The 14,751-nt window shown below is 60.2% G+C and carries 14 protein-coding genes; 6 read left to right on the top strand and 8 right to left on the bottom strand.

What is annotated here, in order from left to right; translation table 11 throughout:
* The first annotated feature begins 7 nt into the window (after window positions 1-7).
* Complete coding sequence (locus tag Q0K10_RS04115) at window positions 8-469, top strand: substrate-binding domain-containing protein (RefSeq protein ID WP_294503542.1); 462 nt, start codon at window positions 8-10, stop codon at window positions 467-469.
* Window positions 466-723, top strand: a complete 258-nt coding sequence (locus Q0K10_RS04110; RefSeq protein ID WP_294503540.1) for a hypothetical protein — start codon at window positions 466-468, stop codon at window positions 721-723. The genes Q0K10_RS04115 and Q0K10_RS04110 overlap by 4 nt, the downstream gene beginning before the upstream one ends.
* Window positions 724-776: 53 nt before the next feature.
* Here the strand turns inward: Q0K10_RS04110 and Q0K10_RS04105 are convergent, their stop codons facing one another.
* From Q0K10_RS04105 to Q0K10_RS04070, 8 genes are read right to left on the bottom strand one after another with little or no spacing between them, the layout of a single operon-like run.
* Complete coding sequence (locus Q0K10_RS04105; protein WP_294503538.1) at window positions 777-2,108, bottom strand: MFS transporter; 1,332 nt, start codon at window positions 2,106-2,108, stop codon at window positions 777-779.
* Complete coding sequence (locus Q0K10_RS04100; protein WP_294503536.1) at window positions 2,053-3,009, bottom strand: NAD(P)H-quinone oxidoreductase; 957 nt, start codon at window positions 3,007-3,009, stop codon at window positions 2,053-2,055. The genes Q0K10_RS04105 and Q0K10_RS04100 overlap by 56 nt, the downstream gene beginning before the upstream one ends.
* 12 nt (window positions 3,010-3,021) lie before the next feature.
* Entirely contained in the window at window positions 3,022-4,149 is a 1,128-nt protein-coding gene (locus Q0K10_RS04095; protein ID WP_294503534.1) for a Gfo/Idh/MocA family oxidoreductase, read from the bottom strand.
* A gap of 4 nt (window positions 4,150-4,153) precedes the next feature.
* Complete coding sequence (locus Q0K10_RS04090; RefSeq protein ID WP_294503531.1) at window positions 4,154-5,173, bottom strand: NAD-dependent epimerase/dehydratase family protein; 1,020 nt, start codon at window positions 5,171-5,173, stop codon at window positions 4,154-4,156.
* A gap of 36 nt (window positions 5,174-5,209) precedes the next feature.
* Complete coding sequence (locus Q0K10_RS04085; RefSeq protein WP_294503528.1) at window positions 5,210-5,974, bottom strand: SDR family NAD(P)-dependent oxidoreductase; 765 nt, start codon at window positions 5,972-5,974, stop codon at window positions 5,210-5,212.
* Window positions 5,975-5,980: 6 nt separating this feature from the next.
* The gene (locus tag Q0K10_RS04080) at window positions 5,981-6,739 is read right to left on the bottom strand and encodes an SDR family NAD(P)-dependent oxidoreductase (RefSeq protein ID WP_294503525.1); all 759 of its coding nucleotides are present in this window, start codon (window positions 6,737-6,739) and stop codon (window positions 5,981-5,983) included.
* Between the two features lie 11 nt (window positions 6,740-6,750).
* A complete protein-coding gene (locus Q0K10_RS04075; protein WP_294503523.1) occupies window positions 6,751-7,764 on the bottom strand; it encodes a Gfo/Idh/MocA family oxidoreductase in 1,014 nt (337 codons plus the stop codon).
* A gap of 12 nt (window positions 7,765-7,776) precedes the next feature.
* Window positions 7,777-8,784, bottom strand: a complete 1,008-nt coding sequence (locus Q0K10_RS04070) for a zinc-binding dehydrogenase (RefSeq protein ID WP_294503519.1) — start codon at window positions 8,782-8,784, stop codon at window positions 7,777-7,779.
* A 195-nt stretch (window positions 8,785-8,979) separates the two neighbouring features.
* Between Q0K10_RS04070 and Q0K10_RS04065 the strand changes: the two genes are divergently transcribed.
* From Q0K10_RS04065 to Q0K10_RS04050, 4 genes are all read left to right on the top strand, one after another.
* Entirely contained in the window at window positions 8,980-9,978 is a 999-nt protein-coding gene (locus Q0K10_RS04065; RefSeq protein WP_294503516.1) for a LacI family DNA-binding transcriptional regulator, read from the top strand.
* Between the two features lie 58 nt (window positions 9,979-10,036).
* The gene (thiI, locus tag Q0K10_RS04060; RefSeq protein ID WP_294503513.1) at window positions 10,037-11,239 is read left to right on the top strand and encodes a tRNA uracil 4-sulfurtransferase ThiI; all 1,203 of its coding nucleotides are present in this window, start codon (window positions 10,037-10,039) and stop codon (window positions 11,237-11,239) included.
* Between the two features lie 73 nt (window positions 11,240-11,312).
* A complete protein-coding gene (pilB, locus tag Q0K10_RS04055; RefSeq protein ID WP_294503511.1) occupies window positions 11,313-13,028 on the top strand; it encodes a type IV-A pilus assembly ATPase PilB in 1,716 nt (571 codons plus the stop codon).
* Between the two features lie 18 nt (window positions 13,029-13,046).
* Entirely contained in the window at window positions 13,047-14,741 is a 1,695-nt protein-coding gene (locus Q0K10_RS04050; RefSeq protein ID WP_294503508.1) for a GspE/PulE family protein, read from the top strand.
* Window positions 14,742-14,751: the final 10 nt, after the last annotated feature.

Genomic DNA, 14,751 nt, shown 5'->3' with positions numbered 1-14,751 from the left:
GTGCGGCGTGAAGAGGAACATCACCGACGACATATATACGTATCTGCTCTCCGAGATACGGGAGCATCGTCTGCTGCCGGGCGGGATTCTGCCCTCGGAAAGCACGCTCTGCCGCCAGTTTTACGTGAGTCGTCCGACGGTGCGAAAGGTGCTCGCGCGTCTCGGTGTCCGGCTGCCGGAAGATCTCGACGTGATCTGCTTTGACGATGTCGAGAATTTCACGGAAACCATCGGGGTGCCGGTCTCCTGCATTCGGATGCCGCTCCGGACCATGGGGGCGCAAGCCGTCGAATACCTGATTCGGAAGATCCGCAACCCTGAGTGTGAAAAGGAGGAACAGACGTTCCGATCCTCACTGGTTGTGAACCGGTGCAAATTTCTGCTACCGCCGAGCTCGGCGGCGTTCTGCCGGACTCCCGTTTCGCCGGATGCGGAGCCTCCGTCGCTGCCGCGCAGGATTCCCGGATGAACGGAAACGGAGATGTGGAGTGCCTCGCGTTCCGGAATCCGGAAAAGTTCGGGGTGCTGCTCATCAACAAGAGCGGGCGCGAGACGGATGTGAAACTCGATCTGCTCAACGCCCCGGCGACGACTCCCGATCCGATTCTCCCCTCGGTCGAATCGATCGCGCTGCGGGAGGGAGAAGTGAAACGGGGCATGATTCCGGAGTTCCCCCCGGTCGTCACTCTGCAACCGTATGAGGTGCGGCTGCTGATGCTGTAAAAGAAGCTTCCCCCCTGCGGGAAACCGGTGCTCAGGCGGCCGAAGAGCGGAATTCATGGCGAACGCCTTTCGCGCAGCTTCATCGCGCAGAAAAATACCGCGGTCGAAGCGAACGCCAGCACCGAAAACACCGCAAGGTAGGAGCTTCGGGAATAAACCAGCGCTCCGCCGACCGATTCCGGCGGAAAGCTCTTCAACAGCCAGCCGGCCAGATTCCCGAAAAAAGCAACGGCAAGGTAAAAACTGAAATTCATAAAGCAGACCGCAGGACCGCCGAGATCGCGCGGATTGGTGTCATGCAGCAGCGGAATCACGATCGACGACATGCTTCCGGTGGCGGCGAGCAGACAGAAAAGCAGCGCGATCCAGCCGCTGCGAATGTCGAAGAACAACAGCAATGCAATGAGAGCGAACACCGTGAGCGAAACCGTTCCCGCGACGCGGCAGAAGACGCTCCGCCGATTACCCGTCATTCGGCTCAACACCGCGAGCAATGTTCCGGCCACTGCGGAAATCAATCCCGTCAACGACAGAATCCATGCCGCGTGAAGCGAGGAAAATCCGCAGAAGTCCTCCAGAAACTTCTTGCCGATCACTGTCTGAATCACATAGTATAAACCGAAGTTGATCCCGCTGAACAGAAACACCAGCCGGTTGTTCCGCTCACCAAGCACCTGGAAGAACGGGGTGAATCGAAACGGTATGTCGCGCCGGACCGGCGGCAGTTTCCGCCGGGAGGAGAACACGACAAAAAGCACATAGAAAAGAATCGTCGCGGCCGCAACGCCGAGCAGCGCCCGCTGCCATCCGGTTGCCCGGACCAGTGCGACGAACGGCGCATTGGCAACGATGCCGCCCGCGTATCCGGCCGTAATCACCAGAGAAACCGCAATGGCATAGTTTCTCCGGCTGGCGCGGATCGTCTCATCGATGAGCGCCAGATAGAGCGAACTTGCACCGAATCCGGTCAATGCCCGGCTGAAATAAAGCCACCCTCCCGACGAAAGCGGAAAACACAGCGACCCGAGGCAGAAAAGAAACGCCCCTGGCAGAATGACCCGCCGCCCCCCGAAACGGCTGACGAAAAGCCCGATCAGCAACTGATTCAGCGCGTAAACGTACATGAAAACCGAACCGAGCGCCGTCACTCCCGGCGCAGAGAGATGAAGATCCCTCTGCAGGAGATCGAAGATCGCTCCCGGAACCGCCACCCGCTGAATGTTCGCAAAGAAGTAAAGCCCGGTCCCGCACAGGATCAGTCGGAGAAAGAACCTCCGGCGGAAAACGAGCGGATCCGCCCCCCCGCCGCGAACCGTGCGGAACACCATTTCAATCGATCTCCAGCACCACCTTGCCGATGTTTTCATTGCGCTGAAGAATCGCATGCGCCTCCTCCGCCCGCCGGATCGGCAGCACCGCATGGATCACCGGACGAATCTCCTTCGAACCGAACTTCGGCCAGACTTTCTCTTCAAGTTCGCGCAGGATCCGCGCCTTCATCTCCGTCGGGCGGCTTCGCAACGTGCTTCCGATCAGCCGGATTCCGCGCTTGAGAATCGGCCGGAGGCTGATCCGGGCAAATTCGCCGCCGAGGGTCGAGATAAGAATCCAGCGCCCTCCGGGAGCGAGTTTTTCGATGCAACTCCCGAGCACCTCGCCGCCGACGCAGTCGAGCGCGACATCCACAGGATGCGCCTCGAACGCCGCGACCGGATCATCCCGATGGCGTTCCAGCACCCAGTCCGCCCCGAGAAGGCGGACCGCCTCGGCCTTCTCCGGCGAACCGACCGAGGTCATCACCTTCGCGCCGAACGATTTCGCCAGCTGAATCGCCGCCAGTCCGAGCCCGCTCGCCCCCGCCTGTACGAAAACCGTCTCCCCGGCCCTCATATTCGCCTCAAAGAAGAGATTCAAATACGCGGTTGCGAATACCTCCGGCAGCGAAGCCGCCTCCGTCATCGAAAGCCCCGGCGGAAGCGGCAGAACCATCCCCTCCGGGACGGCGATCTTCTCCGCGTATCCGCCGCCGCCGAGCAGCGCGCACACCTCGCCGCCCGCCTTCCAGCGGCTTCCTGCGGGCGCGGCGAGAACGACGCCCGCCACCTCCAGCCCCATCCACTCCGGCCAGCCGGGCGGCGGCGGATACTTGCCCGCCCGCTGCAGAAGATCCGCACGGTTCAAAGCCGCCGCCCGGATTCCCAGCAGAACCTCGCCGGCTTTCGCTTCCGGATCGGGAACCTCCGTCCAGTGCATGGCCCCTGTTTCATCAACCTTCATCGCATACATGGTCCATCTCCCTCACAAATGATTCGTCTCGAGCGGGTTCTCCCGATCCGTGAGCGGCAGCGGAATCACCCGCCCGGCCAACTGCGACGAATAGGCCCCGTAAATCATCTCCAGTGCCGCCCGGGCGTCATACGCACTTGCCAGCGGCTGGCGATCCTCCTCGATCGCACAGAGCAGATCCCACGCGGCAAATCGGTTGTTATCCCGGAAATACCACAGAAAACCGAAGTCGCGCAGCTCCTCCGCGCCCGGAATGACCCGGGTCTCCACCAGCGGCACCTCCTCGTAGGCGGCTTCGTCCTCCGGCGGAAACTGAGTGCGGCTCAGCCGCAGTTTCCGGTCGTTGTCGTAGCGGACACTTAAAATTCCCTCAGTACCGGCCACAGAAACTCCCATCCGCACCTGCTTCCGAAACAGTCCGCGACGGCTCTCGAAAATTCCGCGGACGCCGTTCGGAAAATGATAGAGCGCAAATACATTATCCCCGGCGACCGCCCCGAGCGGCTCCTTCGTGACGCAACGATCCTCCCGCCGAAGCGGACGACCCTCCTGCATGATCTCCGCCGAGACCGATTCCGGAGCGCCGAAGAGATAACACCCCAGATCGAGAATATGAGTGCCCAGCACCACCATATCCTCGCCGCCGCCACGCTCATCCTCCTTGCCCCGGCCATAGAAGGTGAGCGGGGTGCCGATCGCGCCTTCTTCGATCATTCGCTTCATTGTCCGGAACACCAGAGCATGGCGCGCCAGATGGGCGACGGCGATTTTCACATTATGCTTCTCCGCGATGGCGATGAGCTCATCGGCGATGCGGAGATCGTTGGTCATCGGCTTTTCGCAAAGCACGTGAATGCCCCGCTCCGCAGCCGCCCGGATCTGGAACGTGTGCTCCTCCGGAATCCGGGAGCCGAGCACGACGATCTGCGGTTTCTCCCGGTCGAGCATTTCCAGATAGTCGTCGTAATGGCGCTTCACCCCGAGTTGCCGCATTCGCTCATCGAGTCCGTCCGGATTGGAATCCGCCAGAGCCACATGTTCGACTCCGGGCAGCCCGACAAAAGCGAGGTGGGTGCCATGTCCACCGAGAAAAATCCGCTTCGTATCGAACGCGACCGCAATACGCCACTGTTTCTTCATGATTTCACCTCCTGAAAGAGCGGCGGTCCATCGCCGCAAGATAATCGTCCATCGCAGCATTGACCGGCCAGACGGTCTCTTTCGGACAGCGGCCGATCTCCATCTTCAAACCGTCGTAGAGCGGCATGAGTTCGCTCTGTTTCATCCCGAGCGTGGAGAGGATTTTCGAATTGTCGGTCTCGCGGGTGAAGAGACGGGCATATTCGAGCTGCCAGCGCGGTCCCATATTGTAAGGATCCGGCGAGAGGATGCGCAGATAATCCTCCTTGTCCACCCAGACCGCCTCCAGGTTGCAGATGTCGTGATAGTAGTCGGCGATCTCCTCCCAGGAGTGATGTTCCCCGGTCGCGACGTTGAAATCCTCCCCGAGCGCCTTGTCGAGGAAGAGCAGTCCGGCAAGCATGCGGGCGACGTCACCGCCCCAGCTCAAGGTCGCCTGTTTCCTCCGCGCCTGCTCGGGAACAACAACCCGCTTCCCGGCGAAGGCGCGCCCCACGTTGTCCGCCGCTTCAAGCGTCACGAGCTGGTAGCGCAGAAACGAGTAGGTGGTCGCGGGACGGACGATCGTCCAGTTCCGCCGCGGGGAAGCGCGCAGAATATTTTCGCCGCGCGCCTTGTAGATGCAATAGTCGTCCGAATTGCGCAGCAGAACGTCATCCGACGAATCGATCAGCCGCGGCGAACTCTCCCTGACCGGATGCTCTTTGTCGTCGAACACCCGGCAGCTCGACAGAAACATGTAATGTCCGGTATGATTCAGCGCCTGCGGCAGATACCAGGTGAGTTCTCCGGTGCCGTAGGTCAGGAAGTCGACGATTCCGTCGTAGTTTCTTTCGAGGAGTTCGCGGTAGACGCTCCGGTCTTTTGCGTTCGCCTGAATGTGGGTGACCCCCCGAAGCCCCGGATCGGCCGCATCCAGCGAAACCGCGTCGATCTGACAGCCCAGCTCCGACAGCCGTGGAAGCAGATACTGTCCCATCGCCCCGGAAGAGCCGAGCACCAGCACTTTTCTGGTAACGTTCATTTTTCCCTCTATTGGAAGTGACCTGTTTGTTGAATTTTATTGTTCTTCCCGGTTGTGGTAACGCACCCCGAGAACACGTCCGCCGTCGATGGTATGGTTTTCACCGGTGATGAAACTGGAATCGTCCGATGCGAGAAACGCCACCAGCGCCGCGATTTCACGCGGCTCCCCGGTACGCCCCAGCCAGGTTCCCTGATGAGGAATCGACGCCGCACCGACGACCATGCCTGGAGAGATGCAGTTGACGTTGATGTTGTATTTTCCGGTTTCCAGCGCCAGCGCCCGGGTCAGAGAGAGGACTCCCCCTTTGGCCGCGGAGTAGTCCACCCGATCCAGAATCCCCTTTTCCGCGGCGATCGAAGACATATTGATGATTTTACCGTATCTGCGTTCCATCATCTGGCCGAGCAGAGCGTGAATACAGCAGAGCGTTCCGTTCAGATTGAGGTCTATGATCCGGCGCCAGATCTCCTCGGTTGTGTTTTCAAAGCGGGAGAGCCGATGGAACAACCCGGCGCTGCCTCCCGCGTTGTTTACCAGGATTTCGACCGAACCGAACTGCCTGAGCGCCGTTTCCGCCATTCGGCGGACTTCGTCACTCCGGGTCACATCCACCTGACAGGGAAGGGCGCATCCCCCGGCGGAACGGATTGTTTCAGCTGCTTTTTCGGCATTTTCCCGGGTGAGGTCCGCGCAGACGACCGCGGCGCCTTCCTCCGCAAGGCGCGAACAGATTGCGATGCCGATTCGCCCACCCGCGCCGGTGACCACGGCGGTCTTTCCTTCAAGCATTTTATCCATGTTCCCCTATTCCTCCTTCGGCCCGAGAATGCAGCCGCCGTCAATTATGTAATTTTGACCCGTGATGTAGCCGGCGTCTTCCGAACAGAGAAAACAGACCAGTTTCGCGACCTCCTCCGGCGTCCCGGAACGGCCGAACACGCTGCCGCCGATCGTGGATTCCGGACCCGGTTTCATCTGGATCGCTCCCGAAGCAATGCTGTTGATGCAGATGTTGCATGCGCCGCAATCCATCGCCAGGCTCCGGGTCAGGGCGATGATTCCTCCTTCCACCGCCGAGCGGATCGGCGCCCCCTGCAAACCGGAGACTCCCGCCACCGATACCAGATTGACGATCCTGCCCGTCCGGCGCACGATCATTTGCGGCAGGACATAACGAATCGTTGCAATGGTTCCCCGCAGGACAGACTCAAGAAAAGGAGCCCACTGCGCAGGTTCCGACTCCGAAAAAGCTTTGACAATTCCGACCGCATGGAGGTTGTCTCCCCCCGCATTGTTGACGAGAATATCGATCGAACCGAGCGTTTCGGTCACACATCGAACCATCCGCCTGACCTGATCAACATCGGCTGGATCGGCGGAAAATGCAATCACTTCTCCACCCGATTCGCTGATTTCCGCAACGACTTTCTCCGCCTCCTCCCGGACAGGGGCGGCGACTGCGATTCTTGCGCCATGCGAAGCGAACATGCGGGCCACCGCCCTGCCGATTTCATTTTCCGCTCCTGTTACAAGGACGTTTTTTCCATTCCATTGTCTTTCCATAGTCTCACCTGTTACAGCTGAACACCGGAGGCGCGCAACAACGCCTCCTGTACGATCAGTTCGTGCGGGAACGAATAGGGGTTCTCCATCTCATTGCGGATAATCTTCGCAAACTCGATCAGCTGGTTGTCATACCGTCCGTTCATAACACCGACATCGACGATGTGTGTTCCGGCCTCGAACGCTTCGTTTCCCTCGAGCAGCGTCAGCCGCAGATGGAGCGGATCGAGCCGGTAACGGTCGGCAGGGTGCTCCAGCGGGCAGATTTCGATCGTCCCTTTTGTACCGCAGACGATCAGCCGCCGGTGCTTCATCCCGTCCACCTCGGTGACGCCGGTCCGCACCGTGGCGACCGCGCGCGGATACTCCAGCACGGCGACGCCGGTGTCGTACAGATTGTCGTCGCGCGTTTTCGTGAGGTAGGGGGTCACCCGCAGCGGCCGCCCGAGCAACGTCACGACCAGATCGATCAGGTGTCCGGCGAAGATGTAGACCGCCCCGCCCTGAAACTGCGCAAGCCAGCGGCGATAGGCCTCGTCGTGGCCGTCGTAACGGTTCATCACGGCGTGTACCTCGAAGATCTCCCCGAGCCACCCTTTCCGTACCGCATTCAAACAGTATTGAATCGCCGGATTGTTGCGGTACATGTAACCGAGCTGAATCGTCAGATGTTTCCGGCGGAACTCGTTCAGCAGATCGCGGAACGGTTCCAGTTTCTCCCCGCCGGGCTTGTCCATGTGAATGGAGAGATTCCGGTCGACGCAGCGGCGCGCGGTCTCGAGAAGCTCGAAACCGTCGGTCTCCACCGCGACCGCCTCAAGCCCGGGCGTGTTGAAGAGCTCCTCCGCCGTGAGACGCGGAACTCCCTGATACTCGGGGAATCCGCCGCGGCGGCTCCACCAGGAGTCATCCTCCTCCACGACGCCGACCACCTCGTAAAATTCGCTGAGGCGGCGCAGAGCGGCCATCTTTTCCGAAGCATGATTGTGACCGATGCCGATCTGTCCGATTCTGATCTTCCGCATGGGCGAGGCTCCTTATCTTTCCGTAAAACTCTTCCAGTCGAAAATGACGCCGAGCAGCTCCGGATCTCCCCGGGCGATTCTTTCGAAGATCGCCGGGGCGTCCGCGGGAGAGGCCACGACGTCCAACAGCGACTCCGTCCGAATCCGGCCCGCGGAAAACAGCCGCAGCAGCAGCGCCATATCCTCCCGCATGGTCCAGTAGCCGGGACGCGCGTCGTGGAGCGGCCGCGCCATGTTGTGCGCTCCGATGATGCTGATCCCCGGACGGTGAACCTTGTGGTAGAAATCGAGCTCATGCGTCGGAGTCCGGGAACAGCCGGTGAGCGTGACGCGTCCGAACGGCGCGGTGAAGTCGAGAGCTTCGTTGACCGCCTCCGGATTTCCGGTCACTTCGACAACCACGTCCGCGCCTTTTCCGCCCGTGAGACTGCGGATTCTCTCCGCCAGATCAGGTTCGTCGGGCGAAAAGGCCGCGTCGGCACCGAACTCCAGCGCAAGTTCCCGCCGCCGCCGGTTGTAATCCATCGCAATCAGGGGAAAAAGTCCGTTGAGATATGCGCAACGGACGGCGAAGAGCCCGAGCAGCCCCAGCCCCATCACCACCAGAGACTCTCCGAACTCAGGCCGCGCCTTGCGGACTCCCTGCAGCCCCATCGAGGCGACGATTGCGAAAACCGCTGTGTGCGCCGGCAGAGCGTCATCTTCGATGCGGACCAGATCCTGCGCCTGCTTCACCAGAAGGGAGGCGTGCATGCTGTGATAAACCGCGACCCGTTCCCCGGGGAGGAATCCGGCTTCTTCCCCGGCACGCAGCACCTTCGCCACCGCGCTGTAGCCGAGATATTTCGGAAAATCTCCTCCGGCGAGTCCGAGCAGACATGCCCGTTCGGTTCCGGGGCTGACCAGGGTGCACTCCGTCTCCAGAAGAACCTCGTCCCGTTTCAGTTCCGGCTCCGCCATTTCGGATGTCTGCAACTCCGCCCGGCCGGGCGCGGTGAATACAATCGCATGTCGTTTCATCTCCGGTTTCGATGCTCCTTTCGCTTTGCCGTTTTCCCAATACAGTAACAGCCCCGGTCGTTTTTGCAAGAACTCGGAACACAATCTTCTGAAAAACAAATTGAAAAAAGAATTTGTTTTCAATTAATTTCGGAATATATTGTAAATGAATCAATATTTTTGCAAAAATCATCTTGTGTTCCGGAGGGAGGCGTTATGAAAATCCAGGAGATTGCGAAGAGAGCGGGGGTTTCCACTGCGACGGTATCGCGGGTATTCAGCAACCATCCGAACATTCGGGAAGAACTGCGCGAACGGGTTCTGGCGGCGGCGCGGCAGACGGGATATCACCCGCGTCTCTCGCAGAAACAGCAGAATGTGGTGGTCATCAGCCCGCTTCGGGAGATCTATCCGATCCGGAGCTATGTTGAAATGGTGCTCTCCGAACTGGCGCTGACTCTCTCGCAGCGCGGTTACCGGATCGAAATGCTGCCGCAGGACAACCTCAGACAGTTGGAGCGAATCCGTTTCTGCGGCGCCGTTTCGGTCGGGGTCGGGGTGGAACATTTCGCCGGCTGGGAGGAACGTTTCGCCGCGCCTCTCATCGTCATCGACCGCGATGTTCCTCCGGGAACCGACGAGATCTATTCGGTCCGTTCCGACGAAAGGGAGGCGATGGAGCTCGGCATCGACTGCCTCGCCCGCCACGGCTGCCGCAAAGCCGGAGTCATCATTTACGGAGAAGCCGGAGTCGGCAACACCGAAATCCGGCGCGAAGCCGTTCTCCGGGCATTGCACGCGCATCGGCTGCCGGTCTCGGACCGGCTCGTCCGTTTCGCCCTCGCCGACTCCTATGTGGAGGAGATCGGCAAACTTCTGAAACTCGGCATAGACAGCCTCTTCTGCCCCGGCGGAAATGCCGGGATCATCGCCGCCTATGTGCTCTCCCTCTACAATCGGCGCATTCCGGACGACATTTCGCTGGTCGCCTCCGAACGGAGCATGTACTCCCGTTACGCCATTCCCCCGCAAACCACGATCACGCAGGATTACGCCGCGCAGGCCGCCGCCGTCGCCGACCTGCTCGACGCGCGGCGGCGCGGCATCGCCTTCCCGCGTCACACGGTCATCCCCTACCGGCTCATTGAGCGTGACAGCGTAAGAGACGCCGCCGTTCCTCCGCCGGAGGAAAGTTTTCGCGTTGCGCGCGCTTGACTTTCCGGGCGGGGCGGGGTATCTTTTGCGTTGACACACAAAGGAGTTTCCCGTCATCATGTACAATTCCATCATCTGCCGCTACCATGAGATTGCCACGAAGGGCAACAACCGGAACATGTTCGAGCGGTGTCTCGTTGAAAATATCCGCCATCTGCTCGACGGCAAGGCGCCCTGCCGCGTGCACCGGGTCCGCGGCCGGGTCTGGGTAGAGCCGAAACATGAAGGAGATTTTACGCCGGAGGAGCTTCGTGCGATCAAGCCGCAGCTCGCGAAAGTGTTCGGACTCGAATCGTTCTCTCCAGCGGCACGCGTCGCAGTCGATATGGACGCGATCCGCGCAAAAGCGCTCGAACTCGCCGGCGAGGTGCTCACCCCGGTCTTCGCGGAAAGAGAGAACATCTCGTTCCGGGTGCGGGCGCGGCGGAGTTTCAAGAAGTTCCCGTTCCGTTCGCAGGAGATCGAAATCGACCTCGTGACCTCCATCGCGAAGCTGTTCGGCGACGACCGTTTCCGGATCGACCTCAAACACGCGGAATACACGCTCGGCGTGGAGGTGCGTGACGAATTCGCTCTGCTCTACTGGGATGAGTACCGGGCGCCGGGCGGACTGCCGGTCGGGAGCAATCCGCGCGTGCTGACGCTGCTCTCGGGCGGAATCGACTCGCCCGTGGCCGCGTGGATGATCATGAAACGCGGCTGCCCGACCGACTTCATCACCTTCCACAGTTCGCCTTACACGCCGCCCGAAACGACCGACAAGGTGCGCGGAATCGCGGAATTCCTGAACGGCTGGCAGATTCACGGGAAACTGCATTTGTGCAATCTCGCACCGCTGCAGAAGCTGATCCGGGACAACTGCACGGAACGGTTCCGGACCGTGCTCTACCGCCGGGCGATGCTGCGCATTTCCGAACAGGTCGCGCGGGCGACCGGATGCCGCGCGCTCGTTACGGGCGAAGCCGTCGGCCAGGTCGCCTCTCAGACGCTCGTCAACATGAACACGATCAACCGCGCGATCGACATGCTCGTACTGCGCCCGCTGGTCGGAACCGACAAACTCGAAACGATCCGGATTGCGGGGATGATCGGCAGTTATGAGCTCTCGAACACGCAGGTTCCCGACAGCTGCACGGTCTTCGCGCCGGCCTCTCCGGCGACCGCGATGCCGGAACCGGTCGCCGAGGCGGAAGAGCGGAAAATCCCCGATTATCCCTCCGTACTGGAAAAAATAATCGCAGATATTGAAACTATCGCTTGAAATTTACGGAAAAACGGGTTAACTTTCAGTCAAGGATATTTTTACAGACTTCTTTGATACAGGAGATGTTATTTTGGCCAGAGATACCGAATATATTCTTGAGCTCCTTGTGGAGTACGGGATGGTCACCCGGGATCAGGTCGACCGGGCGCGGAGCGAAGCGGCTGCGTCCGGGGGGACGCTCGACCCGGTCGAATGTCTGAAAAAGGACGGATCGGTCCAGGAACGCGACCTGCTCGCCATGCTCGCCCAGCAGTACGGCATGGAAGTCATCGACCTCAACAGCTACGAAATCCCCCAGGAGGTGATCCAGAGCCTGAGCCCCGAAGTCGCATCGCGCTACAAAGTCGTGCCGGTCATGAAACGCGACGACGTGCTGACGATCGCGATGAGCGATCCGACCGACATGGAGACTCTCGACGCACTGCGTTATCTGCTCGGAACCGAAGTCGATGCCATGGTGGCAAGCAAAGATCAGATCGACGCGATTCTCGACCGCTACTACCGGGTCGGCGCCGACAGCGTCGAGGGATATCTTCAGGAGCTCACCGACGGCGAGGAGATCGACACGACCATCATCGAGAGCAACATCGGCACCAAGGAGTCGATGGACGACGAGAACGCCCCGATCATCCGCCTTGTGACGCAGCTCATCATCGATGCGTTCAAGATGAAGGCGTCGGACATCCACCTCGAACCGATGGAGAAGCGTTACCGTGTCCGTTACCGCATCGACGGAGCGCTGCGTGAAGTGGAGGGGCCGCCGAAATACATGCAGGCGAACTTCACCAGCCGCGTGAAGATCATGGCGCGGCTCGACATCACCGAAAAGCGGATTCCGCAGGACGGCCGTATTCAGGTGACGGTCGGCGACAAGGACATCGATTTGCGTGTATCGTCGGTACCGACCGTGCACGGGGAGTCGATCGTCATGCGTATCCTCGACAAGTCGAGTATTCAGCTCGATGTGCCGAAACTCGGTTTTTATGCGGACGACCTTGAGATTGTGAACCGGATCATCAGCCTGCCGGACGGAATCTTCCTCGTGACCGGGCCGACCGGTTCCGGCAAGACCACGAGTCTGTATGCGTTTCTGAACACGATCAACACCACGAGCCGCAAGATCATCACGGTTGAGGACCCGGTGGAATACCAGCTCGCGGGCATCAACCAGGTGCAGGTGGACCGGCATGTGGAGATGACGTTCGCAGCGGCGTTGCGCTCGATGCTGCGTCAGGCGCCGAACATCATCATGGTCGGTGAGATCCGCGACCTCGAAACCGCGGAAATCGCGATCAACGCCGCACTCACGGGTCACCTTGTGTTCAGCACGCTGCACACGAACGACGCGCCTGGCGCGATCACCCGTCTCGTGGACATGGGGGTGAAGCCGTTTCTGGTGGCGACCGCGCTGCGGGCGGTGATGGCGCAGCGGCTGCTGCGTCGGATCTGTCCGAACTGCAAGGCGCCGCACACTCCGACGCCGATGGAGATCCGGATGCTCGGGCTCTCGCAGGAGTATCTGGACAATCACCAGTTCTACAAGGGCAAGGGGTGCGACCGCTGTGGAAGAACCGGTTACAAGGGGCGTATCGGCATCTACGAAATCTTCCAGATCACGGAAGACATCGGCAAGTTGATCTTCGCGAACGAGCCCAGCGGCGTCATCCGCGAAGCGGCGCGACGCAACGGCATGCGCTCCCTGCGCGACGATGCGATCCGAAAGGCCGAAGCCGGCATTTCGACGCTGGAAGAGGTCATCTTCGTGACGCTGATGGATGAAAACTAATTCCGGAATGGTGAAAATATGCTCGATATTGAAAGTTCAGCCTTAATCGATCTTCTGAAAACCAACTATTCCGCCGAGCGTCCCGGCCTCAGGGAACAGCTCAACGAAATCGCTGAGGAGTATGAGCGCAGCGGCAAGCCGGTGATGGAGATCATCGAAAACTACGGGCTCTTCAAACGCGGGGAGCTGCTGAAAATCATCGCGGACAGCCTCGGATCGTATGTCTGGGATCCGCGTGTTGCGGATGTGCCGAAGGAGATCATTGAAAGCATCGACACGAACACAGCGCGCAGCTACGGCGTGATTCCGGTGGCCATTGAGGATGACGGCACAATTCAACTGGCGATGCGCAATCCGCTCGATTATCAGACGATCGAATCTCTGCGCTTCATTCTCGACCGGAATATCCTGCCGGTTGCGGTCGACGCCGATCTTTTCGAGTCGGAGCTGGAGCGCTACTACCCGGAAGAGGTCGATTCGGTTGCGGACATCATCGCCGAACTCGGTCCGGCCGAGCAGGAGGAGGACAAGACCAAGACCGACGAAGAGCGCGCGAACGATGCGCCGATCGTGAAATTCGTGGAAGTCGTGATCCATCAGGCGATCAAGGACAAGGCGTCGGACATTCACTTTGAGCCGTTTGAAAAGGAGTTCCGGATCCGCTACCGTGTGGACGGCGCGCTTTATGAGATGCCGCCGCCGCCGCGCAGTCTGGCCGTACCGGTCATCAGCCGCGTGAAGATCATTTCGGGGCTGAACATTTCCGAGCGTCGGCGTCCGCAGGACGGCCGTATTCAGCTGAAATTCCATGGGCGTCCGGTCGACCTGCGCGTTTCGTGCCTGCCGACGAGTTACGGGGAGTCGGTGGTGCTCCGCGTGCTGGACCGCACGGTGGTGAACCTGCAGCTTGATTCGCTCGGAATCGGAGAGGACGTGCTTGCCAAGCTGCGGGAGATGATCCATCTGCCGAACGGGATTCTGCTCGTAACCGGGCCGACCGGTTCGGGCAAGACCACGACGCTCTACTCCGCGCTCGGGGAGGTCAATACGGTCGAGGACAAACTTCTGACCGCCGAGGACCCGGTGGAGTACGACATCGAGGGGATCATCCAGGTGCCGATCAACGATGCGGTGGGGATGACCTTCCAGCGGGCGCTGCGTGCGTTCCTCCGTCAGGACCCGGACCGGATTCTGGTCGGAGAGATCCGTGACTTCGAAACCGCGCAGATTGCGATTGAGGCTTCGTTGACGGGGCACTTCGTGTTCAGCACGCTGCATACGAACGACTCAGCCAGTACGGTGACGCGTCTGGTGGATATGGGGGTCGAGCCGTTTCTGATCTGTTCGTCACTGGCGGGAATTCTGGCACAGCGCCTGGTTCGCCGGGTCTGCAAGAACTGTCAGACCTACTATGTGCCGACCGACAATGACCTTTACCGTCTCGGCATCGACCGGAGCGTCATCGGGGATCGGAAATTCTCCTACGGCCGCGGGTGCCCGAACTGCAACCACACCGGTTACAAGGGTCGGAAAGCTCTGACCGAGCTGCTCGTCGTGAACAACGAGATCCGGGAAATGATCGCCGACGAGGCGCCCGCCAACCATCTGCGCGACAAGGCGCGGGAGATGGGAATGCGGACGTTGCGCGAGGACGGCCTGGCCGCGATTCTCAACGGGGAAACGACTGTGGACGAGGTACTTCGTTACACTTAATATAGATCTG

This window comes from uncultured Victivallis sp., assembly GCF_944391105.1.
Classification (GTDB): domain Bacteria; phylum Verrucomicrobiota; class Lentisphaeria; order Victivallales; family Victivallaceae; genus Victivallis.
This window is presented reverse-complemented; position numbering and strand designations above follow the sequence as displayed.